This is a genomic window from Paraburkholderia metrosideri (assembly GCF_904848625.1).
GTDB classification, from domain to species: domain Bacteria; phylum Pseudomonadota; class Gammaproteobacteria; order Burkholderiales; family Burkholderiaceae; genus Paraburkholderia; species Paraburkholderia metrosideri.
Genome location: NZ_CAJHCP010000007.1, coordinates 65,596 through 90,240, shown reverse-complemented (window position 1 = coordinate 90,240; position 24,645 = coordinate 65,596). Strand labels below are relative to the sequence as shown.

The window sequence follows — 24,645 nt, the reverse complement described above, 5'->3', positions numbered from 1 at the left end:
GTTCATTGCTTGCCGAACGTTATATTGAGTCCAGCAAAGATGGTGAACTGTGGCACACCTGAACCGGAGTGAGCGACCGAGTACTGTGGCTCAAGGAACGCGTTGTAGATGGTTGAACCGCTCTTCCATGCCTTACCTGCACCGAGGCCGACCGGGATGTAGTAGCTGCCATGCTGCAAATCGAAGGTCCAGATACCCGTGGAACGGATGTACCAACCCTCCGGCAAATTGAAAATACCGAAGGGCTCGACAGTGAGAGACTGTGTCGTCGGTCGGCTGCTCTGGCCGGCGAAGGAGTGCTGCCATTGAACAAGCGCGCCGAGCAGGCGGGCCTTCGTAGCGCTGACCGCAACTGCCGCCAGTCCAGCCTGCCACTTCCCTGTCCCCAGACTAGGGTCGGTGGCGGTGGGTGCTGTGATTAACGGACCGACGCCGAACTGGATGTCAGATTGCGATAGCAGAAAAATGTCGAATAGATTGACATCACCCAGGCCGGTGTTATATCCGCCGGTCGGGTCAGGCCGCGTACTTACAGGGACGGTTGCGCGGAATATTTCTGGCACTCCGATGGGTCCCAGAGGGCCGACTGGAATAGTCGGCCGCAACAGAAGGTCATTCGTGTGGCCGCTGATGCCAAAAAGGCTGGGAGTGTAGTAGTTCTGGACGTTGAACGAAGGCGCCAGGTTAAGCGGATTATTGCTTCGATTTGCATCGTCCGCCGAGCTTTGCGCGGCCGCGTCCGCCGAAAAAAATACGAGTAGTACAAAGGCTAACTTGCGACGAGTTGCTACATCCTTCTGCGCTTTTTTTGGCTTCATAACCTAGCCTTTTGTTGGGGCGGAAGACACCCTTCGTAGCGGACATCAAGCTTAAGAAACTGGGAAAAGTCGGGAGCGGATTGTCCTCGCGATGATTGAGGTTGCTCGACTGTGCCTGTCTTAATGGAAGACAAAACGCAGCGCGAAACAACGATGTCCGGAGCGGACTACGAATTCTGCGCAAAGTGTAGCAATTGGACCGGCAACGTGGAGAATTTTTCGGACATTGCCCATCTCATGCTTTTTGCATGCGAACGAAGCGGGCGGCTTACGCCGGAGGGCGCGTCAGAGGCGGGTACGCACCCCGCGCTCGGCTGACCGAGGGATAGTGGACCAGCTATGGAGCGATGCATTCGGCACCAAGCGTCATATGCCGGCGCGCCTACGCATTCCCGCGTTTGAGGGAAATCACCTGGTGGCAATTAGCCAGCATCTGGGTACGATTGTACTGGTACAAACGTACCAAATTTGAGATGACTGCACCGCCACCTATCGAGCTGGGAAAACGCCGCGAGTCCGACGAGGGACCGAAGGCTCGGCTTATCAAGGAATCCATTCGGCTATTCGCCCGGCATGGCATTGAAGGGGTCTCGATTCGTGCGCTGAACAAGGCGGCAGCAGTGTCCAGTCAGAACGCGGTGTATCACTACTTCGGCGATATATGGGGACTGGTAGAGGCGGCCATCGAAGTTTCCCTCCAGCGTTACCTGACTGGCGTAAGCGCCATACTTGATGCCGCCGAGGCTGAAACCTCCGGCCCTTTGCCGCTCAAAGCGGTGGTCGAAGCCATGGTTCGTCCCATAGTCCGAATCGCGAGCTCGCCCGAAGGGATGGCAAGTTTGCAATTCCTCGCACGGATGATTGGCGGTTCCGGAGCACGTGGAAAGGAAGTCATAGCGCGCGAGTGGCGCGGCGTTGCCGAACGAGTCAATGACCTCGTGTATCACGCGGTCCCTGAAAACGGACGGGAAGCCGCTGGCGCCAAAGCGTTATTTGCTTTCAACACTGCGCTCAATGTGGTCGTGGACATAGGCCTTGAGGCCTACTGGCCATTAGAAACAAAAAACACCGACCGGCTTGACCGGTATCTCCTCGATTACATCGAAGGGGGTATTCGCTTTAGCAGCAAGCCAATCGAGAGCTGTAGCTGACACAACAAACCGGGAGACGATTCAAGCATGAAAGCATTCAATGGTGCCTGCTCAAAATGTCAATCAGTTGTACTAAGTGGACTGGTCATGGCAGGAGCGATGGCGATGTCCGGTTGCGGCGGAGGTGGCATTGATGCATCTCAACCGCTGCCAGCTAGCTTCTCAGTCGCACACGCAATGACTAGCTGTTTGTGGCAAGGTCCAGTAGGTACCGCTGCGAACGAGGTTAATGAGGCCTACCCCGATTCCGGCGCTACATACTGGACCGCGCAGTTCCAGATTCCGGCCGGCGCGCGCGTTTTTCTCAAGGGGCAATTCGCCTATTCGCGCTACATGTCGCTCAACAGCTACCAAACGAATAATGCGCCAGCAGTAGCACTGACCGATTATCAAATAGCGCCGGATGCTGGTTCCATAAACCCGTTTGTCCCGGGCGCCGCCCGCTACGCGGCTAACCGAAACTACACGGTCGAAATAGTTCCAACGCCTGCTCCGGGGACAACTGCACCTAACACGCTCTACGCGGACAGCAACTACGGTCAGACAATCACGGTCTGGTACCGTGTATATGTCGCTGACAAAGGTGCCGACGCGACCGGTGGCGTCGGCTTGCCTGACCTTCAGGTACAACAGGCAAACGGCACAGTATTGACCGGTGCCCAGGCCTGCAACGCACTGTCCCCATCACAGACTGCGGTTGCATCTCCACTGCTACCCGCCGCTACCTACGCTGCACTTCGGGACCAATCAGGTGCTCCCTTGGGCTTCCCCGCGGTGAATCCGGGTGTCTGGATGGCTCAATACAATACGCAGTATGGTTTGCAGTGCATGTTTATGGGTAAATGCGGCGGTAATCCAATCCGCCAAGTCGGCTTCTTTGCGAACCTCGACAATGCGTACGTCACAGCCCTCATCAGTCGCGCTTACGGTGCCGTTGTGGTTCTCAAAGGGCGTCTACCGACCACGCCCAAATCGTTCCAGAATGTCGCTTCGTTGACTTCGGGGCAGTTGCGCTACTGGTCGATGTGCACAAACGAGTTCTACACTCAGAAGGCAACTTCTTGTTTGTATGATGAGCAGGTGCCTGTCGACGCACAAGGAAACTACACCATCGTGGTCAGCCGGGCTGCAGACAAGCCGAGCAACGCTACTTCAGCTTGCGGTAGCGGATTTATCACGTGGTCAGACTCAGGCGACGGCGCCGGACATACTGACGACGGTCTGCTAATTATGCGAAATATGCTCTCCAGTCCGGATTTCGCAAACGCTATCCAGAACACAAAGACGCCGGGAGACGAGGCGTCCGTAGTCGGCCCGTATCTGCCAAGCATCACCTACACCACGACGGCCGCTTACCAGGCGCTTGGCTGCAAGTAACACGAATGACGGTGAAGGTCGTCGCTGAGTGGCGATGGCCTCCGCAATTGCAGGTTTGTGATGACGCCGGTGCCGCTCTTGCCGTAACAGAAGCCTGCTGCACCATCAGGTCGACAAGGGCTCCGACCGGGCCAACCCCCTCCGGGAAGTACGGCAGATAGCGCGAGATAGCCAGTCTTAACGACCCGACCCCGGCCAGGCGCGAGCTGGGACGTACGCCACAAGGACTGACGGCTCGTCGGACGGCGCATTCCTCGTCCTTGAAGGACGGCCGACTCGAGACTGATTTGTTCGAGGATGCCACAGGCACCGCGCGGCCAACGAAGGTACGTGCGTAGCGCCCAAATGGAATAGGCTGCCCAACATGATTATCAAATGGAGACTTCCATCATGAGGGCCGACGGGTGGGTTCGGAAGGTCGACGAGAATCGAAGCTTGTCGATGCCCTGCTCAAGGCGCGTTATCTGATTTCGATGCACAACCGTTTATCCATTGCGGCTTCCGTGTGAAATCCGTCTTCCCTCGTTTTTTCATTGGGCTTTACTCAACTCTATGAAGCTCGCAGAAAATCTGCGAGGTCATCGAGCGACAGCGGCTTGGTCAGATGACCGTCAAATATCCGTTCGTCAGTCTGGAGTCTGCCGGCGGCGTCGGTGTAGCCCGTCAATGCCGCCAGCTTCGTCAGGCAGCACTGCGCCCGCAGACGAAGCAGTTGCGCAAGCTCAAGGCCGTCCATGCCAGGCATTGTGATGTCAATCAGGGCAACATCCGGAGTAAATGACTCCACTATCGAGAGCGCGTCGGGCCCGCTCTGTGCGCGCTTCACTTCGTGCCCCTCCAGTTCCAGCAAGGTGCCTACTGCTTCCGTCGCGTCTGCGCTGTCGTCTACAAGGAGGATGCGCATCGGTGCCATCGTGCGCCTCGCGATGATGGTGACCTCGCCCGTGCTTTCGCAGACGATGGGGAGTTGCAGACTGACTTCCGTCCCTTGGCCTTCGCCAGCGCTCGCAATTGTGACTGTGCCGTTGTGTGCCGTCACCAGATGCTTCACGACAGCCAGTCCAATTCCGAGGCCACCTTCTGCATGTCGGCGCGCTGAAGCCGACTGGGCAAACATGTCGAAGACGTGTGGCAGCAATAAAGATGAAATGCCAGCGCCGTTGTCCCTCACCGTGATGACCGCAGTGCGGGGCGATGAATCGTGTATCGACCCGGTGCTGAGGTCCGGTGCCTCTACCAATAGAGTAATGTCGCCGCCGGGAGGTGTGTATTTCACCGCGTTCGACAGCAGGTTCGACACAACCTGCGTGAGACGTGCGGGGTCCGCGTGAACGGTCACCGGATACGGCGGAACAATGGTATGGAGTCGATGCTGACCGTTGTTGGCGTCAGCCTTCATCGCCGTCACGGCGTCCCCCACGATGTCCTGAAGTAACCCGTACGAGGGGCGGACAGAAAGTTTGCCGTGCCGTATCCGGGACGCGTCGAGCAGGTCGCTCACGAGTCGTTTCAACAACCGAATCTGCCTGTCGGCGATATTCAAAGCCGACAACACGGCGGAATTGTCTGAAGCGAGCTTTCGCGCTGCAGTCAGGGCGCTGTCAATCGGAGCAATGGGATTGCGCAACTCATGGCTCAGGGTCGCAATGAAATCGTCCTTGCGTGCTTCAGCCAGAGCCAGTGCATTCCTCGCTGCATCGGCTTCAGCCGCGCGGGCTTCAGCATCAGCCTTTGCCCGCGTTATGGTGAGCGCAGCGCAGGTGAAGTTCGCGAGACTGGTCAGGATTCTGAGGTCTTCGGAGTCAAACAGGTGCTCCCTGTCGTGAGACATCACCCAAACCGTGCCCCATGGCTCCCGTTCGCCAGGAATCGGTACGACCAGTTCTTCGATAATCTCGGGGACAACGTGCTGCAGACACGTGAAGTGGTTTTGGGGAAACGAGAATAGCTGCCCCGTAGCCAAATCGAGCGCGATGCCGCTCGGGCTGTCTTCCACAGGTGGCGTAGTACCCATGGCGACGACGCATTCGCCCGAAACCGCGGCCCAGCGGAAGACCTGTGCGCCATCGGCACCGCGTTCCAGCAACGCAATGCCCGCGCTACCCGCCTCGCACAAATTAAGTGCCATGTCCGACAGCGTCTGGAGCATAGCGCCGTCCGAGGAGGTCAGCGCTCGCGCTAGACGATGCATCGATTCGCTTTCAGCGGCGAAATCGGGCGGTCGATGGGGGCGCGTGCCCAGTGCAGGCGTAGCAAGTGTGCCCGCGCAGCGTGCGCGGTCCGCTGCGGAGGGCGCAGACGGTCCGACCATATGGCCTCCAGGTTGTAACTTGTACTGTCAAATGAGCGGGAAAATTGCCGCGCCAGCTAATTGTAGTCGCTGCACGACAAAGACCAATGGCGGCAGCGCGGCCGTTCGCAGCGGCGACAAGGTTAGGAACGTTTATTGCACCGTCGAAGGGTTAACCTGTTAATGCGAAAGCGGTCCGTAAATTGGCGACGATACTTCTTGTTGATGATGACCCGAATATTCTGCGCCCCCTTCGATGGCTGCCGGAGCGAGACGGATTCCGCGTGCTCGCGGCGCTAGACGGACGGACAGGCAGCGCTCGCTACCACTGCTATCGAAAGACCAAGTCTCATCGCGACAGACTAGATGATGCCGCGCATTGATGGCGTCGAATTGTGTCGACGATTGAAGGCCGACGTTGCGATGGCCGGCATTCCTGTGGTGATGTTGTCGGCCGCGTTGCCGCCTCATGTGAGTGAACGGCTGTGGGACGTGCTGTTGCTGAAGCCAGCCCCCATAGGCCAGCTGATAAAGGTGATTCATAGCCTTCTGGACGAATCACACCCCGAGGTACATGAATACTCGTGCGAGCACTGAACATTCGATACCTTGTTCCCGCGGTCCTAAACTTGCGATGCCGTGAACGTGAATGCGCCTCTTCTGGCGCTATCTGATACGCGACGCCACCAGCTTCGCAAGCCAGTGTCGGACTGCTTCTGTTGCAGGTTGGCGGCTCTGTGAGGGCGGTTCAAGCGGCGCGGCCTCGCTAAGCACCGCTATCTCGCTCGCCGAAACGGGTCTAGCTGAACCGCGCCTTATTTCGCCCGAGGCGCTTCAAGATTCGCGTCCGGCTCTTCGAGCTTACCGGCCCGTATGGCGGCGACCGCGTTCGCCACTGCGAGCGCAACATTGACAACCTCCTTCTGCATATTGTCATCCTCGTCCAACGTTGCATGACTCGTTGCGTAGGGTTCGTAGTAGCCGATGAATCGGTCGAGACGAGACTTACCACCCGCTTCGACGAAGCCCATCCAGTCGAACCAGTCCGTGAGCGCACGACGAGAACCTTCAATGCCGGCGACGTCGCCGTGGACAACCAGTCCGTAGGCGCGGCCCGCGAGATGCTTCGGGTAGTCCCAACCCGCGAGCTCGAGCTTTTTCGCTTCATCAGGCTTTTTACCGTGGGTGCTAGTCGGGTCGGGATTGCCGCCGTCAGCACATACGAGCCTGTCCATCAAAAGTTTGAGCGGGCTGCTCACCTGGTACCAATAGACCGGTGTCACGAAGACGACGGCGTGCGCCGCAGCAAATCGTTCGTATATCTCGTTCATCCAGTCGTTCACCATACCGAGAGAGTGATTCGGGTAGCAGCTACAGGGCCAGTGGCAAAGCGGCATCGCGGTAGAAACGCAACCTTTACAAGGATGGATGTGTAAATCGCGGTCAGATGTGAGGCGGGAGAGGTCCAGCAAATCAACTTGAATGCGCTTCGATTCGAGGGTGCCCTGAACGAGCTTCGACAGGCGAAAGCTTTTCGACATTTCGCCCGGACACGAGTAGTCATTGCGGGACGAGGCGTTGACAATGAGCACGCGGCTGGTCGCTGAAGGGTCTGCCTGCTGACGCTGGGCTGCCTTTATACGCTCGCTGGCCTGGCGCCACTCAACTGATAAATCGTAGTCTGGGTCGGCGAATCCCGGCCCTGCCTTTTCCGTGACGGGCGACTTACGCCCTGCAGCGTAGGCCTCCCATGCAATCGCTTCGAGCCTATCGAGCGACTCATCTTCCACCCGGAATTTCGGGTCATAAAATCTGGCCATAAATCGTTGCCTGAAGGCATCGCGCGACATCTTCTCGGTGACCTGCCCCTTTCGCACCTCAATTCTTTGTTCGACTGCGCGCTGCTTTGAATCGTCCCCAGTGTTTGTCGACATCCTCGTTTCCTTGGCGTTTTTCATCAGGCGTGCCGTCGCTTCTAGCGCGAAGCAAGCGCGGACCAGTTGGCAGTCCGCCGGTTCGCATCATTGAGGCATGCCCCATGCTGGCTTTGTTGCCACGCTGTCCACTGGTGGCAGTGCCGCAAATCTCAACGGAGATGGGAAATGAAAGCACTTGTTTACGAAGGGCCACGCAAGGTTGTTGTAAAGGAAATGCCGGACGCCAAAATCGAAAAGCCAACCGACGTGCTCGTAAAAATCACGACCACAAACATCTGCGGTTCAGACCTGCATATGTACGAAGGCCGCACAAACATGGAGACCGGACGCATCCTAGGTCATGAAAACCTTGGCGTTGTCGCCGAGGTCGGCAAAGGTGTGGAGCGTATCAAGGTAGGCGACCGCGTATGCCTTCCCTTCAACATTGGCTGTGGCTTTTGCAAGAACTGTGAGAAAGGGCTGACCGGATTTTGTCTGACCGCCAACCCCGGCGTCGCGGGTGCAGCCTATGGGTTTGCGGGCATGGGGCCATACAGTGGGGGGCAGGCGGAATACCTACGTGTTCCATTCGGCGACTTCAACTGTCTGCTCCTACCGCCCGACGCTGAGGAGAAGGAGAACGACTACGTAATGCTGTCAGATATTTTTCCTACCGGCTATCACGCGACGGTTCTCGCCGGCGTCGAGCCTGGTGACAGCGTTGTTATCTATGGCGCGGGGCCGGTGGGACTGATGGCTGCACTGTCCGCATCAATCAAAGGCGCCAGCAAAGTTATGGTGGTTGACACACACGCCGACCGGCTGGCTCTCGCGGAAAAGCTCGGCGCCATCCCGATTGATGACAGCGATGGTTCGTCGGCCGACCAGGTGATGGAGCTAACCGGCGGCGAGGGTGCAGACCGAGGCTGTGAATGCGTCGGGTACCAATGTAGTTGCAAGGGCCACGAAGTGCCCAACGCAACGATGAACAACCTCATCAAAGCGGTGCGACCGACTGGCGGTATCGGCGTGGTGGGTGTCTTCGTCGCAGAGGACCCGAAAGCTGAGGACGCTCTTGCCAAGAAGGGCCAGCTCGCGCTCGACTTCGGCCAGCTCTGGATGAAAGGTCAACATATCGCAACCGGTCAAGCGAACGTGAAGGCGTACAACAGGAAACTGCGCGACCTCATCGCCGCTGGGAAAGCGAAGCCGTCTGAAATCATTTCCCACCAACTACCGCTTGATAAGGCGGCTGAAGGGTATGCGCATTTCGACGCTAGGGACGAGGGATGGACTAAGGTCGTGCTGAAAACGGCGGCGTAGGCGTCCCGTCCAAGTCTCGGCATTCGAGCAATGGTGGGTGCCCATCCCGAATGGCACCCCCCCCCCCGCGGCGTTTGCTACAGGTCATGGCGCCGTCGGGAAAACAATGGTCGCGTCTCCAGCGATTGCAAAAACCCAGCCCCAAGGAGTATTCGATGTCTGGCCGTCCGGAAAACACGTTAGAGCAACGCCGCCGCTTAGGCGGCTGGTTGCCGCGCAAGGAAGCCGAGTTGATTGCGTTCCGTAGGGATTTGGCCGAGAAGGCCCGAGGACGGGCCGGCCTCGCGCCCCGTACGTCAGCGGTACAGGAGCTGGCGATGCTAGTCGAAGGCGACCCGGTCATGCGTATGGACCTCACGCGTGCCATCTCGGATGCAATTGAGGCCGGCTATGAGCTTGGATATTCGACAATCGACGAGCTGATGGACATCATCGACTATCTGATGACGTACCCTCCGCGCTTTAGCGAAGCAAGTCTGATTCACTGCCCGTTGAACGCAGTCCTTGACTGGCGGATGTGCATGCCTTCTGGATACGCGTTTTTCCGCGACCCCGTCGTGAACGCCAAGCTTAAGCGGGTCCTCAATGTGTGGTCGGGATTTCTGGATGGCCCTCACTCGCGCGAATACTTGAATACATCCGCTCCCGAGGGATGGCTGTCTCCGAAGGCACAGGAGCAACTCGGGATGTCCCAGTTCATTTGCGACCCCGACAAACCCTATTGGGGGTTTTCGTCGTGGAACAGTTTTTTCACCCGCCGTTTTAAACCCGACGCCCGACCCGTTGCTGAACCCGACAACTCCAAGGTCATCGTCAGCGCATGCGAGGCGTCTCCGTACAACATTCAGCATGAAGTGAAGCTTCGCGACAATTTTTGGATTAAGTCGCAACCCTATTCGCTTGAGGAGATGTTCACCGCACGCGAGCGCGACGTGGCGCAGGAGTTTGTTGGCGGGAGTGTCTATCAGGCGTTCCTCAGTGCTTTCAACTATCACCGCTGGCATGCTCCTGTTGCCGGCCGAATCGTGAAGGCGTACCACGTCGACGGCAGTTATTACTCCGACGCGGAATCCGAGGGCGTAGACCCGGGTGGGCTTAACGATTCGCAAGGCTACACAACTTCCGTCGCGGCACGAGCGGTTATCGTCATCAATTGCGATGACCCGCAGATTGGCTTGGTGGGATGTATTTTCGTGGGCATGGCAGACGTCTCCTCGTGCGTCATCGAAGCCCTTCCTGGTCAGCAAGTGGCGAAGGGCGACGAAATCGGATTTTTCCAGTACGGTGGCTCGACCTATTGTTTGGTATTCCAGCCGAACGTCGTAGGAAGCTTTGTGCCGCACGCGCCGTTCGATGATGACGCGCCACCTATCAAAGTTAATGCTCCCGTTGCCACCGCCCGCTAGGACATGTGTCGTGCTTCGTAGTCAGGCCAATTTGTGCGCGCGACCAAACAGGCAGCACGTTCTCGGGTGCTCCGAACAAGTGGTGTCAGTCTTTCTATAGCCACGCTATATGCAAATGCAAGCGAGGCTGAGTCGCGTCAGGATTCTTCTCAAAATTGCCTGTGAGATTTAGACTGGCGGCGTTGGAGTGATACAACCAACGGAGTCTGAGAGGAAAATCGTGAGCGGCCAAAAGAAAAAGCGAAAGCCAGAAAATTTGAGTCAATACGACAGGCGCTACGAGGTTGAACTCGCGCGGGGGCGGTCGCATATCGCCAGCACTCGAAGTGCTGATACTCGCAACGCCGCGATTGAGGAAGCTTGGACGGAGTTTGTAGCTCTTCACGGTCCTGCCGAGGCTCCCGTTTTTCTTGAACTACTGGCCACGCGACTTGAGCAATCGAAATCCACGGATGCTGCCATGGAAGTGAGACGCTTCGCGCAGAATGGCGGCGAGCGTCACGTCGAGAATGAATCGGGAGCGACCACCACACCGGGTTCGCCGAGCATGAAGAATCCAGCACGAAATCTAAATGGCAAGACAAAATGAGAGTGCCGACGGACGCACGTGAGTGCTAGCCTGTCGACTATCGGTGCGACCTCTCCACATGCGCACCGAGTAGCTTGAGCGTCAGACCGGCGCTCCCCGCGAATCCAATACCATACAACGGGTTTGCGTCTGTCTCACGTGGATTTATGCGAATGAGCCGATGACGGGCGTTTCGCTCGCTGAAGCGCCGCACCGTCGGAAGAGCTTTTCCCGCGCCCAACTCCACGACGACCGGTCTCGACGTCGAGGTAATCCAGTCCTCGAAGCGCACCCGTTGCTTTTCATATGGCGCGTCAACCCACGCCCAATCTCCGAACATCAGAATGTTCGGCCGCGCTAACGAACCGCAGCGCGGGCATCGCGGCAAAGGGTTCTCGCTCAGATGTTTTCTCATTTACGAGCGGATGAAATCCTTCCGCGGACCATGTGTCTGCCGAGCAGGCTTCCGTGCATTGAAGTGTGTGAATCGACCCATGACATTCGTGTACTCGGCTCTCGAAGAATCCGGCTTTCTGGAACTGTCCGTCAACATTGCTCGTGAACACGGATGCGCCATGCCGCATGCGGTCCGCCCATCGGCGCAAAATCGCGAAGCCCTCGTGCGGGACGGTCTCACGGTATAACCGAAACGCATGCAACCAGGGGAGCCCTGAGCGATAAAAATGTCGAGCCTAGTTTTTCGCAGGGGGCTTGTATCGACATGCCGGAAAGTTGGAGCATGCAAGGAACGGCCCGTAACGTCCTTCACGGATGATGAGTTGTCCGGTACCGCACGCCGGACACGTATTCTCCGCATGTTCATCTTCTCGTGCCGACGTGACGTTGACAGCGCCTTCTGAGAGTAGCTCCGTCAGAAACGAGGAGCGCTGACCCGCGACTGTGAACATCGCTACAGAGCGACGGGCACGCGTGAGTGCGACGTAAAAGAGGCGCCGCTCCTCAGCAAATGGATATGGGTCAGTACCGGGCATCGCGAGGGCCAGAACTGGGTCGTCCTCTCGCGTATTAGGGAATCCGCGGCTGAGCATTCCGGGCAAAATCACGTAGTCAGCTTCGGCGCCTTTCGAACTGTGCATGGTGACAAACGACAACGCAATTTCCTGTCCATAGCGTCTTTGCCATCCAGCCGGGAGCGCAGATTTGTCAGCGTTGTACCTGCCGAGAATGAATACGGTGACTTTTCTGTCGTGCGCACGAGGAACGCTCCCATCCAGGAGACCGCGATGCAGGTTTGCCAGATAATCATCGATAGCTCTCTGGACGTCGAACCGCGTCTTGACTTGAAATGCCTCAAGCACTGCGCCGATAGTAGGCGTCGACGAGCGAACGTTCTTTTTGATTTGTTGGGGGTTCTTCGTCACAAACCGGCTCGATATATCGCAGAGCGCCTGCGGGCATCTGAATGTCTGCTCCAGTCGCAGCACCTGTGATTTGCCGAACCACTCGGCGAAGCTGGTCATCACCGAGACATCGGCGCCAGCGAAGCGGTTTATGGACTGCCAGTCGTCACCCACGGCGAAGAAGTACCGGTGGCTTACGCGCGCTGGCGTCTTGGGTACATGAAAATTCGTCTGCTCGGTTATTGTCCCGAATGTCATCCGCGCCGGCCCGAGTCGAGCATTCGCCAGCGCCCGGCAGAGACGCGCCCGGGCGCGCGACGCGTCCTGGAATTCGTCAGCCATGACTAACCCATACGGTGACAGGTATCGACCGCTTTCAACGTGCTCGGCCGCCTGGTTCAACATGTCCTCGAAGTCGATGCAACCCTCTACTACGAGTGCTGCGTTCCAGGCGTCGAGTATCGGCTCGACAAGGTCAAGAAACATCCGATGACGATGAACGAAGGTATCCTTGGACGAATCTCCAAGACGCTTGCGCAAATCGTCCATCGACAGTGAATTGCTCTTCGTATGCACGATGAACGAGCGGATGAGCTTGACCAGCGTCGCGCTATCCATGGGGCGCTGCCCGTACTTCGGGACGGGGCGGTCTGGATTCGGGTCAAGCACAACCCCACGTTCTGTGAGAGCGCGCTCGAGGATTGACGCGAATTTACCCGTGCGGACCTGGTGAGATGTCGTCTCGACGAGCGCGGTCCCGCGGCGTTCATGTTCTTCCCGTTTCCACACTACGCCGGAAAGGTAGTTTTCGAAGTGCGCAGGGGCGTCACCGTTCGCATCCAACGCGAAATGCTCGTGGTAAAGGCCGATGTCCGGATAGTAGAAGTCGGGCTTGTACTGGCGATACTCGGCCGTCCTCGTGTTGTGCTCATAAGGTCGTTCATAGTCGTACTCGACGCCCTGGTAGAACAGCCAATTCGCGATGATGCGTTCTTCCTGGCTGCGGACAAACTTGCCGTCGTTAGTTCGAATCTTTGCATTGCCATCACGGTCGATGAAGTCGGCATCACCTTGCTCGCCAGGTTTTGGCAGGTCTTGACCGAACACAATCCGGAAGAGGTCCCAGTTCGTGCGAAATATGGGCGAGCTGTCTTTGAGCGCGTCGACGATTTCCATCAGTTTTCGCTGACCGGACGATGCGTCGATAGCCCAGTCGGGCACATCTGGCTTTTCGCCAGTTGCCTTGCCGATGATGCTGAGTCCCAGTGCGTGGAAGGTTCGCGCTTCAACTGCTACATCGTTCATGCCGAGTCGACTGAACGACTGGACCGCGCGCGTCTGAAGCTCGTCTGCGGCTTTCTTGTTGAATGCCAGGAGGAGGACCTGGTCGGGGCGGATGATGCCTAGGTGGATTGCGTAGGCTGCTTTAGCAACCATGGTCGACGTTTTGCCCGACCCGGCAGCGGCGACAACCAGCAGGCGGTCCTCAAAACAGACCACCGCGCGAGCTTGTTCTTCAGATAGCGGTTTGCTTTCGACCCGGTCAAACAGGTCCTTGCAGGCAGCGAGTTCCCGCTGCGCATGCGCTTCATTTCTCCGTGCCCAGTAGGCCGGCCAGTCACCTCGCCAACTCTTGAGTGCTGTTTCGATGCGGTCGGCGGCATCGCAAAGGTTGGCGCGAACAGCCGGGTCTTTAAAAAGGTTCCAAAGTTCCTCGTCGGAGATTTTCAGACGCGGTCGCCGCGCCTCGAATCCGGCCTGCCAGCTTTCCGGTATCCAGCGTCTCTCCTTTTCGCATTTCGCCACGTGGGCGCCGGCCGACTTCAACCACGCCAGTATCTCGCCATATGCGTGATTGAACAGACTGAGACGCTCGCACGTTGAGATTGCGTCTTCAAGCCCATGTGCCAGCTTGTTTGGAAGCCCATCGATGCGGACAGAGTCTTGCTTCCCAGCGCCAAAGGTGATGTCCGTCCAGAACAGGCCTTGCTTGATATTGGGTCTATTCTTGCCGTCCAGGGTGAGCGTGACCTGTTGCTTCCCTTCAACGAAGAGAACCAGAGCGCCATCTGCCAGGCGCAAAATCCAGTTCTTCGATTTCGTGAATCTCTGGCCGTAGTGGGAAGGTGCCCACTGGTTTATGTTATCGGCGCTGGTCATCGTAGTTCGCCGACGCGAACCCACATATCTGGCTGGCGACGGTCGTATCTCAAAAATCACTACGGTAGCCGGTCTGACGGGAAAACGAAAGGTGCAGAGTGATTGAGTATCGCTCTCAGCTCGAATTACACCGTCTTCGACCGTCGTCGCCGACTACAACTCGATGAGTCTCACGCTCGGCCGGCACCTGCTTTCGCTGCTGCGACCAGCCCTTCCCGAACAGCGCCTTGAGCCGGCATCTTCCTACTCTTGGAGTGGACGAGCACGACGTGAACATCGCAGCCAAGGAGGAGCGTCGGAAGCTCACTCCTGACGAAACCCGATGTCTTCGTGAACGAAGCGGATGCGAGTACAGAACCACGCACGCCACTGCCCTTATCCTGGTTGCCACGAAACGCGCATTCCAACTTGAGCATAGTCAACACAGGCTTGACGATGAGTTACAGAAAACACGCTGACAAGGTGATTCGAAAAATAGTCAAACCCACGCATTGCGACTACACAGATTAAAAGATTATAAGATTACCAGCGCGTTCGACCGAGAAAACTGCCAAGCGACGTGGGAGTTTTCACGACTGGATACCCATTTTGCGTGTGTGAAGGTCAAGCAAAACGTGTGTGGAGGTCAAGTTGCGCGTGGGTGGGGGTCAAGTAAACCGTGGGCAAAGGTCAAGTCATGTCGAGGAACTTCAACATGACACTTCGGGTTGCTCGTACTTTTGTGAATGCTCACACATCCATCCGCTAGAGAAGGTGATACCAGAAGCATCTGGCGACACCGCGACATCTCTCGCTTTCTGGGGACACTACCCGACAAATTCGGGCTTTTCGGTGACGCTACACGACAACCGGCGGAAATCGCGGGCAAATCTTCGCTGGAACGCGACACTCGCACTCAACAGTCCCGAAACCGCTTGCTGCTGCAAGCATGTGAATTCGCTTCAGCAGTGGCTTGATGCTCTTTGAAAAGCAGAGCATCTGCCGACGATAGTCAGCGCGCCAAGCTACTCACACTCGTCACGTGCGAAGTCCAATGCGCCTCGCCATGCCGCAAATGCGACTTCTGCGCGCGCAATTCACAGTTGTGCGTCGAGCAGCTCGAGAGTTGTGGCGGCGCTGCCCTCGAAACCTACACCGTGCAGCGGGTCCGTGTTCGAGTCCCGAGGATTTATTCGAATGAGCCGCTGACGCGCATTTCGCTCGCTGAAGCGCCGCACCGTGGGCAGAGCTTTGCCTGCGCCCAGTTCCACGACGACCAGCTTCGGTATTTCAGAAATCCAGTTCTCAAGGTGCTCCCGTTGCTTTTCTTAGGGCACATCAACCCAAGTCCAGTCGCTGAACATCAAGATATTTGGACGCGCAAGCGCACCGCAATCCGGGCAGCGAGGCATCGGGCTTTCCAGTTCCGATGTCGCCTCATCTACCAGCGGATGAAATTCCCTACCTGACCATGCGTCGCCCACGCATGGCCTCCAATCCAGGAGCGACCCCGGCAGGAAACTCTGGGCGCATCGTTGCTTGCGGTGTATGGGACGTGGTGACGCGCGGCCGAGGTTCATCACCTGCTCGCCCAACGGCTCGTCGATATGTCGCACTTGCTCGATGGGCTCACCGCCGTCAATTGCAATTTTGGTTGAGCTGGTACCGGGCTTGCCTCGTCATGCCGACGGGCGAGCACCTTCCCACGCACGCTGCAGCAGTCCGCGCAGCGGCTTCTCCTCAATCGGACGTGGATTCCAGTAGGGATTTGACAAGGCCACTTCGCACGCGCGGTCCAGGTCAGCCTCGCGCAGTCCTATTTCGCGCAGACCCTTTGGTACGCCAAGCTGTTCGTTGAGTTGGTAGAGCCCATCTGGGGCAAAGCTGACGCTCAAAGCCCTTGCAATGCGCTCCATTGCCTCGACCGCGACTGTACTGTTGTACGCGAGCGCGTGAGGGAGAACGATTGCATGCGTCTCCGCATGCGGCAAGTTGAACGTCCCACCCAAGGTATGGCAGAGCTTGTGATGAAGCGACATGCCGACATTGCCCAGCACCATGCCGCATAGCCAGGCGCCATACAAACTTTCGCTTCGAGCCTTCTTGTCCCTGTCGTTCGCCTTCAAACCCCGCAATCCGCAGGCGAGCGAACGAATGCCTTCTTCCGCCATCAGCGACATGACAGGGTTGCCGTCCTGTGCGTAGAGACCTTCAGCTGCGTGAGCAATTGCGTTGAGACCGCTGACAATCGACATTTTCAACGGCAGCCCCATCGTCAGTTCCGGGTCGTAGAGAACCGTCTTCGGAAGCACTTTTGCGTCGCGGCCGGTCCTCTTCAGGCCGTCTTCTGTTATCCCATAGATGGGCGTCATCTCAGACCCAGCATAGGTCGTCGGGATGGCGATAATCGGCAATGAAGATTCGAGCGCAATCGCTTTTCCGAGGCCAATGGTCGAACCGCCTCCGATAGCAACTGCGCAGTCTGCGCCGACTTCCTTGGCATGTTCACGTGCACGGCGCGCGATTTCGATTGGGACGTGCATCTGGGCACCGTCGAACACACCCGCACTCGAAGGGCCAAGCAGGTCCGAGACATTTCCAGCCTGAGCCTTTTGCTCGGGCGTGCATAGTACCAACGCTCGCTTGGCCCCCAAGGTCTCGACCTCTTGCTGAATCAGCTTCATGCTTCCAGCGCCGAATACGACTCTTGCCGCCTGTGTGGTGTAGGTGAATTCGTACATAGTTTTGCTTCCTGTGTCTTCTGAACGCTTTGGTATGACGCCCTTAGACGTAGTCGACCTGATGGCGCGCGATGCGAATGTCTCCCACGACTTCCTTCACCCTGAGATGCTCAGGATGCGAGGCATATGCCTCAAGCGACTCCTGACTCTCGAACTCGGTGTAGAGCACGACGTCACAGGCATAATCAACTGCGCTGACGTCCAGCCCGACCTCAAGCTTGGTGAGCCCAGGAATCTTCCCACTTAGGCTCTCGAACGCCGACTTCACGAGATTCGCGGATGCCTTCTTCTGTTCGGGAGTGTCACCTCGAACGTTCCACATCACGATGTGCTTGACCATAATCATTTCCATTAGTAGTGCTTAAAGCGAGGCCAAATTCCCGAGATGCAATCTCACGACTCAAGTCTGCGTGCCAGCAGGGCAGGTTTCGATTCGCCTGCTGACTCCCTAATCTGGTCTGCTGGATTAGTATCAGTTACGCCTTGTTCTTGTTGTACACGTCGACGAACACTGCGGCGAGCAGGACGATGCCCTTGATGACCTGCTGATAGTCCACGCCAATACCCATGATGGACATGCCGTTGTTCATGACGCCCATGATGAACGCGCCGACCACCGCACCGACCACCTTGCCTACGCCGCCAGAAGCCGAGGCGCCGCCAATAAAGCACGCTGCAATGACGTCGAGCTCGAAACCCGTGCCAGCCTTCGGCGTCCCGCTGTTCAACCGCGCCGCGAAAATCAACCCGGCCAGGGCCGCGAGAATCCCCATGTTGACGAAGGTGAGGAAGCTCACTGCCGGCACGCTCACGCCCGAGAGCCGCGCGGCCTTTGCGTTGCCGCCAACCGCATAAATCCGGCGACCGATGGTCGTGCGATTCATCAGGAACGTGTACACGCCGATGAGAACGCCCATGATGACCAGCACCGTCGGCAAGCCGCGATATGAGGCAAGCAGATAGCAGAAACCTACGATGAGTGCGGTAAGGACAACATTCTTCGCGACAAACATCGAGAACGAGCCGCTGCCGACGCCGTGCTTCGCAGCACCCGCGCGGTGACGAAGTTCAATCACAAAGAACATCGCGCCAACCAGCACTCCGAGAAGGATGGAGGTGATATGGAGTGTTTGACCGTGGAATACATCGGGGATGAAACCCGAGCTCACCGCGCCGAAACCGTCGGGAAACGGGCCAATCGACTGCCCCTGAAGCACGAGGTTCGTCATGCCGCGAAAGACCAGCATGCCCGCGAGCGTCACAATGAAGGACGGCATGCGCCAGAAGGCAATGAAGTACCCTTGCGCAGCGCCAATCACCGCGCCTGCAGCAATACAGATGATGGTTGCCCAGACGTAGTTGACGTCATACTGCACCATCAACACCGCCGCCAGGGCACCAACCAGGCCAGCCGTTGAGCCAACGGAAAGGTCGATGTGGCCCGAGACAATCACCATCAGCATGCCGAGCGCCATGATGACGATGTAGCTATTCTGAAGAACAAGGTTCGTCAGGTTGAGCGGCTGCATCAGCACCCCGCTCGTCGACACCTGAAAGAACACCATGATGATGACAAGCGATAGAAGCAATCCGTATTCGCTGCCAATACGCTTCACAACGCCGAACAGTTCGCTTTTTTTGACCTCGGTGCCTTCGGCGGCCACCGGAGAGAGTGCCTTACGCATTTTGAATGTCTCCATTTCGCATGATTGCCCGCATGATGCTTTCCTGCGAGGCTTCTTCTGCGGTTAATTCGCCGACGAACCGGCCTTCGTTCATTACGTAGATGCGGTCACACATTCCGAGTAACTCAGGCATCTCCGAGGAAACCATGACAACGCATTTACCTGCCGCAACCACCTGGTTGATGATGTTGTAGATTTCGTACTTCGCACCCACATCGATGCCTCGTGTCGGCTCGTCGAGAATCAACACATCGGGTTCCGAGTAAAGCCATTTGCTGATAACGACTTTCTGCTGATTTCCACCCGACAGATTCCCGACCACGTGCGTTACACCTTGCGCCCGGATGCGAAGCTTCTTCAGAAATTCCGTCGCAACTTTGATTTCTTCGTGCTCGTTGACGACACCGAGCTTTGAGACGCCGGAGAGGTTGGCAAGCGTGATATTTCGCTTGATGTTGTCGTCGAGGAGCAGACCGTTGCCTTTCCGGTCTTCCGTCACATAGGCGATGCCCGCCTTGATGGCCTTTTGCACAGATGACGTGTCGACCTGTTTGCCGTGCATCAGGACTTGGCCCGTGATGTCTTGCCCATATGTGCCTCCGAAGACACTCATGGCCAGCTCTGTGCGTCCTGAGCCCATCAGTCCGGCGATGCCGACGATTTCACCCTTGCGCGCTTTCAGATTGACGCCCTTGATGACCGCACGGTCCCGCTGCGTGGGATGCTGGACACGCCAATCCTTGACTTCAAAGATGACGTCGCCGATGTCCGGCGTACGTGGCGGGTAACGGTCCGACATCTCCCGGCCGACCATCGCCTTGATGATGCGGTCCTCGCTCACGCTCTCGGCACGACAGTCCAGTACGTCGACGGTCGAGCCGTCGCGGATGACAGTAATACCGTCTGCCACGCGCGAAATCTCGTTGAGTTTGTGCGAAATAATGATTGAGGTGACACCGCGCGACTTCAGCTCAAGCAACAGAGTAAGGAGCGTGTCGCTGTCCTTCTCGTTCAGGCTGGCGGTAGGCTCGTCGAGAATCAGTAGACGAACCTTCTTGGATAGCGCTTTCGCAATTTCAATCAACTGCTGCTTGCCAATCCCTAGCGTACCGACCGGCACATCTGGTGAGTCAGCGAGGCCCACCTTTGACAGAAGCTCTCTAGCCTTCGCCCGCGACCCTTGCCAGTCGATGACACCGCGCTTCGACTGCTCGTTCCCGAGAAAAATGTTCTCGGTAATCGAGAGCATGGGCACGAGAGCCAGTTCCTGATGGATGATGATAATTCCGACCTCTTCGCTGTCGGAAATGTCATCGAACTCGCGCGTCTGACCGTCGTAGAGCACATCACCCCCGTAAGTTCCGTGCGGGTAGACGCCGCTGAGAATTTTCATCAACGTCGACTTACCTGCGCCGTTTTCTCCACAAATGGCGTGAATCTCGCCCTTACCGACCCTTAGATTGACGTTATTCAGTGCTTTGACCGGGCCAAAGGTTTTCTGAATTCCACGCATTTCAAGAATGGTATCCATGCTCTCATTCCTCCGATTCGTCACGCTGCGCGCGTGCCTGTGCCATGCGGCGCTTCGCTGGAAACTCCGCATCGCCTACGTCCAGGTGACTTACTTGACTTGCGCCTGCGTGTAGTAGCCGCTAGTCACGAGTTCCGCCTGATAATTGCCCTTGTCGACGAGCGCAGGTTTCACGAGGTAGGTCGGAACAATCTTGGCGCCGTTGTTGTAGCTCTTCGTGTCGTTGACGGGCACCTGCTTGCCGGTCAACGCATCGTCAACCATCTCGGCTGCAACGCCAGCGAGCTTGCGGGTGTCCTTGAACACGGTCGAGGTTTGGTCGCCTCGAACGATGTTCTTCACGTTCTGAACATCCGCGTCCTGCCCTGTGATGATGGGCATTGGCTGTTGGCCTGACCCGTATCCCACGCCCTTGAGAGACGAGATGATGCCGATGGCCAGCGCATCATTCGGCGCCCACACCGCGTCGAGGTGGTCCTTGCCGTAAAACGCGCTTAGCAGATTGTCCATTCGCGCCTGAGCGGTCGCGCCATCCCAGTTGCGAGTGGCGACCTTTTCGAAAGCAACCTGTTTGCTCCGAATCACGAACTTGCCGCTGTCGATGTACGGCTTGAGGACCGACATGCCGCCGGCGTACACCATGTGTGCGTTGTTGTCGTCCGAGGAGCCGCCGAACACTTCGATGTTGAACGGAGTCTTGCTGCCAGCCTTCTGCCAGGCGCTGACGATGCTCTGCGCCTGCAGGACGCCGACGCCGTAGTTGTCGAACGTCGCGTAGTAGTCGACGTCCTTGGTCTGGCTAATCAGGCGGTCGTAGGAGATGACCTTGATGCCCTTTTTCTGGGCGAGTGCCAGAGCGTCCGAAAACGTCTTGCCGTCGATAGGCGCAATCACAAGCGCCTTCACACCTTTCGCGAGCATGTTCTCGACCTGATTCACTTGTGTCGGAACGTCGTAGTTCGCGTACTGCAGGTCCGACGAATAGCCCTTCGCCTTCAGTGCGTCGACCATACTCTTGCCGTCCGTAATCCAGCGAGATTCGGTCTTGTCGGGCAACGAAATTCCAACCACACCTTTGTCTTCGGCATAGGCTGCGCCGGAAGTCGCCGCGAAAGCGGCCGAAGCGGCCAGCACAAGTGCAACACTCTTCAAGATTTTCATGACATCGTCTCCTATTTAGGAATGCGTATTTACATTTTCAGGTGATGAGATATGGAATCTTCAGCTGACGCGCGGGCGCGTCAGCTTCAAACCATTAATCGATAAAGACCTCTGAACCTGCTTTGCTGGAAGAGGCGAACATGGCCTCGATGACACGGCTGATGTTGTACGCCTGCGTAGCGGGAACCACGGACGATGTGCCGTTACGCAGAGCGTCGAAAAATGCGTTCGATTCGCGGTCGAAGTAGACCGGGTTGCCGATTTCAGCGATGTCAGGCGAATATTCCGTCTTTTTCGTCGCCCAGATTTCCGGAAAGCTGGTTTCCTGCCACTCCGTCCATCCTTCCGGATAGTCGCCCTTGCCGGCGTCGTAAATCTTGTAGCTCGCGGGCAACGAACGCGAAGACATGATGCCCTCGGTTCCGTAGGCGGTGATGTCCCAGCTCTCAGTCCACGGCAAGACGTCCCAGGACATGAAGTCGACGCTGACGATTTTGTCTTCGTAGTTGAGCACCGCGCCCGCCGCATCTTCACGCGATTCGTCACCGTGAAAGTTCGGGAACTTCGTGATGCGCGCGTTCACCGAGCGCGGCAGACCAAAGTGCAGGAGAATCCGGTCGATGAGGTGGCATCCGATGACGAATACGGCGCCGCCAATATCGCCTGGTCGAGTCATGTGCGCGGTACCGGCCTCGTCATGTGAGCAGCCGCCATGCGCACGTACCTGAACCACCTTCCCGAGACGACCACTTTTCAGCACCGCCTGCATGGCGTCGACTGATGGAGCGAAACGCCAGCAGTAACCCACTTGGAAAAGGCCGCCCGTACGCTCCACGGCGTCGGCAATCCGCTTTGCATCTGCCGAGCTCCGACCAGCCGGCTTTTCGCACAGCACAGCTTTGCCCGCTTCGAGTGCTTCGATGGTCAGGTCGGCCATCTTCTCGCTCTTCGAGTGGACGAGCACGACGTGAACATTCTCGTCCGCCAGAATGTCTTCTTTCGAGCGCGCCTCGAGGCCGAGGGCATCGACGAACGGCGTCAAAAGCGGACTCGTGTCCCACGCGCCGAGCATCCTGGCGTCGGTACGACGCTGAATCGCTTTGACTCGCCCGGACGTGTGCGGGTGAGTGATACCGAGGCACGCCACGCCGAGCGTTTCATTCGGACCAATCTTTCGGGTCATGACTTATCTCCTCCGGGTTCCTAGTTACACCTTGACTGTTTTGCCCGTCAGCGCGGATTCCAGCGCAGCATCCGCCAGGCGGAGTGCCTTGAGCCCGTCCTGTACGGACGTCGGCAGCGGCGAATTCGTGTTCAGTGCGTCGACGAAGGCTTCGAGCTCGGCCTTGTACGCTTCCACGTAGCGCTCGAGGAAGAAGTTGAGGAGCGGCTCGCGCGCGTCGGTCACTTCCTTCGACCAGCGGCGAATCGTCGACGGCCGCAGATTCTCCTGCAGGAGCATGCCTTTGGAGCCAGACACTTCCATGCGCTGGTCATAGCCGTAGACGGCCTCGCGGCAGCAGTTGATATGGCATTGCTTGCCCGACGCGGTACGCAACTGGACCATCACCGTGTCGAAGTCGGTGAGCATCTCGAGGGATTCGTCGATGAGGCGGCTCGCCATGGCCATCACTTCGACAGGTTCCTCGCCGAGCAACCAGCGAGCCATGTCCAGGTCGTGAATGACCATATCGCGGAAGATGCCGCCGGAGTGTTCGACGTAGTCGCGCGGGGGCATCCCCGGGTCGCGGCTCGAGATGATGACTTGCCGCACATCGCCTACGTCGCCCGCATCAATCGCCTTGCGAAACGCTTGCGACGTCGGGTCAAACCGGCGATTGAAAGCGAGCATGACGCGACCACCCTGGCGCTCGACCTCGTTTGCCGCAGCGAGCGACTTTTCCATATCGAGGTCGATAGGCTTTTCACACAGAACGGCTTTGCCGCGCTTGACTGCTTCAAGCATGAACGTGATGTGCGTGTCGGTCGGCGTGCCGATGACGACGGCATCAATATCGTTCCGCTCGAGCACGCCGGCGGGGTCCGTGGACGCTTCACAGCCGAGGCGAGTGGCCAGCGATTGTGCCGCGCTTTCGACCGGGTCGGCCACCACCACCAGTTTCGCGTTCGGGCTTGCTGCAACGTTGGCAGCGTGAATGCGGCCAATGCGGCCAGCACCGAGTACGGCGATTCGAATCATTTGAGTCTCCTGAGATACTTTTCGTTGAAAGTTGATGAGCGTCACGCAGCCGTCGTGGGCGCTGCCGAGAACTGGGCGATGGTCGTGTCGTAAGCGCGCTTTGCCATCTCGTCGAGCGGGAATGTCCGGTGGACCTCGGAGATGAGCTCGACCCCGTAGTACGGCAGCGCGCAGCCGGCCTGCTCGAGAGCATCGACGAACGCGCGGCAGTCGCCTGCGCCTTCGCCGCACAGTTGCCGGTTAAACGTGCTGTCGTCGAACAGCGACCCCTTCACCTGCGCCGCGACGTCGTCCATCTCGACACCTTTAATGAAGCGGGCCGGAATTTGTGCGACCTCGCTGTACGGTGTGTTAGCGCGAGCGACGTGCCAGTGGTCGACCATCAGCCCGCCGTTCGGTTGATTCGCGCCTCCTGCGACTTTCAGCGCCTCTGCCACGTTGCGGATGGGAGAAAACGGCATAAATTCGATGGCGACTGTCGCGTTGACAGTCGCTACGTCTTGACACAGCTTTCCGAATTCATCCGTCATGCGGGCAAAGTCGGGGGGGGTCTTGTCGAAGGGGCTTGCACCGATTTTCAGGTTGCGCATGCCCAACTCGCCACCCAGTTCGATGAAGCGTTGCCGAGCGTGGTCTGACTTGGCGCGCGCCTCGCCGTCGAAATACCAGTCCATCAGGATTTCGAGCTCGAAATACTTCAGCCCGGTGTCGTCCAGAATGCTCTTCACGCCCGACAGGCCGTACTTCTCGACGCTGTACTCAAGGTCATCGAGAATGAGACCAACACCGCTCCATCCCGCGCGCATCGCTGCTTCACAGCGGTCGCGCAGCGGAAACGGGCTGATTTCGTTCGCTGCACACGGATAAACGTCGCCGGCCAAAGTCCAGTACGCAGCCAGCAGTTCCTTCTTGCTCATGATTAGCATTCCTATGTCTATCAAAATCACTTGGTTCGAGAATGCACGCACCCGCGTGCCG

At 57.7% G+C, this 24,645-nt stretch carries 19 protein-coding genes; 6 read left to right on the top strand and 13 right to left on the bottom strand.

Features of this window, described 5'->3' with window-relative positions; genetic code table 11:
* Window positions 1-2: 2 nt before the first annotated feature.
* A complete protein-coding gene (locus LMG28727_RS16460; protein ID WP_236591989.1) occupies window positions 3-818 on the bottom strand; it encodes a hypothetical protein in 816 nt (271 codons plus the stop codon).
* Window positions 819-1,165: 347 nt separating this feature from the next.
* On the opposite strand from LMG28727_RS16460, the gene LMG28727_RS16455 reads away from it, so the two are divergent.
* Both LMG28727_RS16455 and LMG28727_RS16450 read left to right on the top strand, forming a co-directional pair.
* Window positions 1,166-1,969 (top strand): TetR/AcrR family transcriptional regulator, encoded by an 804-nt coding sequence (locus LMG28727_RS16455; protein ID WP_201643382.1) that lies wholly within the window; start codon window positions 1,166-1,168, stop codon window positions 1,967-1,969.
* Between the two features lie 27 nt (window positions 1,970-1,996).
* Window positions 1,997-3,346: a hypothetical protein gene (locus tag LMG28727_RS16450; RefSeq protein WP_201643381.1), complete on the top strand. Its 1,350-nt coding sequence runs from the start codon at window positions 1,997-1,999 to the stop codon at window positions 3,344-3,346.
* Window positions 3,347-3,896: 550 nt separating this feature from the next.
* Here LMG28727_RS16450 and LMG28727_RS16445 read toward each other — a convergent pair.
* Window positions 3,897-5,495, bottom strand: coding sequence for a hybrid sensor histidine kinase/response regulator (locus LMG28727_RS16445; protein WP_236591986.1), 1,599 nt, complete (start codon window positions 5,493-5,495; stop codon window positions 3,897-3,899).
* A 507-nt stretch (window positions 5,496-6,002) separates the two neighbouring features.
* Between LMG28727_RS16445 and LMG28727_RS16440 the strand changes: the two genes are divergently transcribed.
* Complete coding sequence (locus LMG28727_RS16440; RefSeq protein ID WP_201643379.1) at window positions 6,003-6,233, top strand: response regulator; 231 nt, start codon at window positions 6,003-6,005, stop codon at window positions 6,231-6,233.
* A gap of 218 nt (window positions 6,234-6,451) precedes the next feature.
* Here LMG28727_RS16440 and LMG28727_RS16435 read toward each other — a convergent pair whose 3' ends face one another.
* Window positions 6,452-7,486 (bottom strand): flavodoxin family protein, encoded by a 1,035-nt coding sequence (locus tag LMG28727_RS16435; protein ID WP_201643723.1) that lies wholly within the window; start codon window positions 7,484-7,486, stop codon window positions 6,452-6,454.
* Between the two features lie 252 nt (window positions 7,487-7,738).
* On the opposite strand from LMG28727_RS16435, the gene LMG28727_RS16430 reads away from it, so the two are divergent.
* The 3 genes from LMG28727_RS16430 to LMG28727_RS16420 all read left to right on the top strand — a co-directional run bounded on the left by LMG28727_RS16430 (window position 7,739) and on the right by LMG28727_RS16420 (window position 10,870).
* Window positions 7,739-8,875, top strand: a complete 1,137-nt coding sequence (locus LMG28727_RS16430) for a glutathione-independent formaldehyde dehydrogenase (protein ID WP_201643378.1) — start codon at window positions 7,739-7,741, stop codon at window positions 8,873-8,875.
* A 155-nt stretch (window positions 8,876-9,030) separates the two neighbouring features.
* Window positions 9,031-10,281, top strand: a complete 1,251-nt coding sequence (locus LMG28727_RS16425; protein WP_201643377.1) for a phosphatidylserine decarboxylase family protein — start codon at window positions 9,031-9,033, stop codon at window positions 10,279-10,281.
* Window positions 10,282-10,501: 220 nt separating this feature from the next.
* The gene (locus LMG28727_RS16420) at window positions 10,502-10,870 is read left to right on the top strand and encodes a hypothetical protein (RefSeq protein WP_201643376.1); all 369 of its coding nucleotides are present in this window, start codon (window positions 10,502-10,504) and stop codon (window positions 10,868-10,870) included.
* A 293-nt stretch (window positions 10,871-11,163) separates the two neighbouring features.
* On the opposite strand, the gene LMG28727_RS34785 is transcribed toward LMG28727_RS16420, so the two are convergent.
* The 10 genes from LMG28727_RS34785 to LMG28727_RS16370 all read right to left on the bottom strand — a co-directional run bounded on the left by LMG28727_RS34785 (window position 11,164) and on the right by LMG28727_RS16370 (window position 24,635).
* Window positions 11,164-11,433, bottom strand: coding sequence for a Sir2 family NAD-dependent protein deacetylase (locus tag LMG28727_RS34785; RefSeq protein ID WP_407945852.1), 270 nt, complete (start codon window positions 11,431-11,433; stop codon window positions 11,164-11,166).
* 108 nt (window positions 11,434-11,541) lie between these two features.
* On the bottom strand, window positions 11,542-14,370 hold the full coding sequence (locus LMG28727_RS16410) for a UvrD-helicase domain-containing protein (protein ID WP_236591981.1): 2,829 nt from the start codon (window positions 14,368-14,370) through the stop codon (window positions 11,542-11,544).
* Window positions 14,371-16,028: 1,658 nt separating this feature from the next.
* Window positions 16,029-17,090 (bottom strand): maleylacetate reductase, encoded by a 1,062-nt coding sequence (locus LMG28727_RS16405; protein ID WP_201643375.1) that lies wholly within the window; start codon window positions 17,088-17,090, stop codon window positions 16,029-16,031.
* Window positions 17,091-17,133: 43 nt separating this feature from the next.
* Window positions 17,134-17,430, bottom strand: a complete 297-nt coding sequence (locus LMG28727_RS16400) for a Dabb family protein (protein ID WP_201643721.1) — start codon at window positions 17,428-17,430, stop codon at window positions 17,134-17,136.
* A gap of 136 nt (window positions 17,431-17,566) precedes the next feature.
* Window positions 17,567-18,775, bottom strand: coding sequence for a multiple monosaccharide ABC transporter permease (gene mmsB / locus LMG28727_RS16395; protein WP_201643374.1), 1,209 nt, complete (start codon window positions 18,773-18,775; stop codon window positions 17,567-17,569).
* Entirely contained in the window at window positions 18,768-20,306 is a 1,539-nt protein-coding gene (mmsA, locus tag LMG28727_RS16390; RefSeq protein WP_201643373.1) for a multiple monosaccharide ABC transporter ATP-binding protein, read from the bottom strand. Before mmsA ends, mmsB begins: the two co-directional genes overlap by 8 nt.
* Before the next feature lie 90 nt (window positions 20,307-20,396).
* Entirely contained in the window at window positions 20,397-21,467 is a 1,071-nt protein-coding gene (chvE, locus tag LMG28727_RS16385; protein ID WP_328810868.1) for a multiple monosaccharide ABC transporter substrate-binding protein, read from the bottom strand.
* A 94-nt stretch (window positions 21,468-21,561) separates the two neighbouring features.
* Window positions 21,562-22,650: a Gfo/Idh/MocA family protein gene (locus LMG28727_RS16380; RefSeq protein WP_201643372.1), complete on the bottom strand. Its 1,089-nt coding sequence runs from the start codon at window positions 22,648-22,650 to the stop codon at window positions 21,562-21,564.
* Between the two features lie 24 nt (window positions 22,651-22,674).
* A complete protein-coding gene (gene iolG / locus LMG28727_RS16375) occupies window positions 22,675-23,712 on the bottom strand; it encodes an inositol 2-dehydrogenase (RefSeq protein ID WP_236591973.1) in 1,038 nt (345 codons plus the stop codon).
* On the bottom strand, window positions 23,709-24,635 hold the full coding sequence (locus LMG28727_RS16370) for a sugar phosphate isomerase/epimerase family protein (RefSeq protein ID WP_236591971.1): 927 nt from the start codon (window positions 24,633-24,635) through the stop codon (window positions 23,709-23,711). Before LMG28727_RS16370 ends, iolG begins: the two co-directional genes overlap by 4 nt.
* Window positions 24,636-24,645 lie beyond the last annotated feature (10 nt).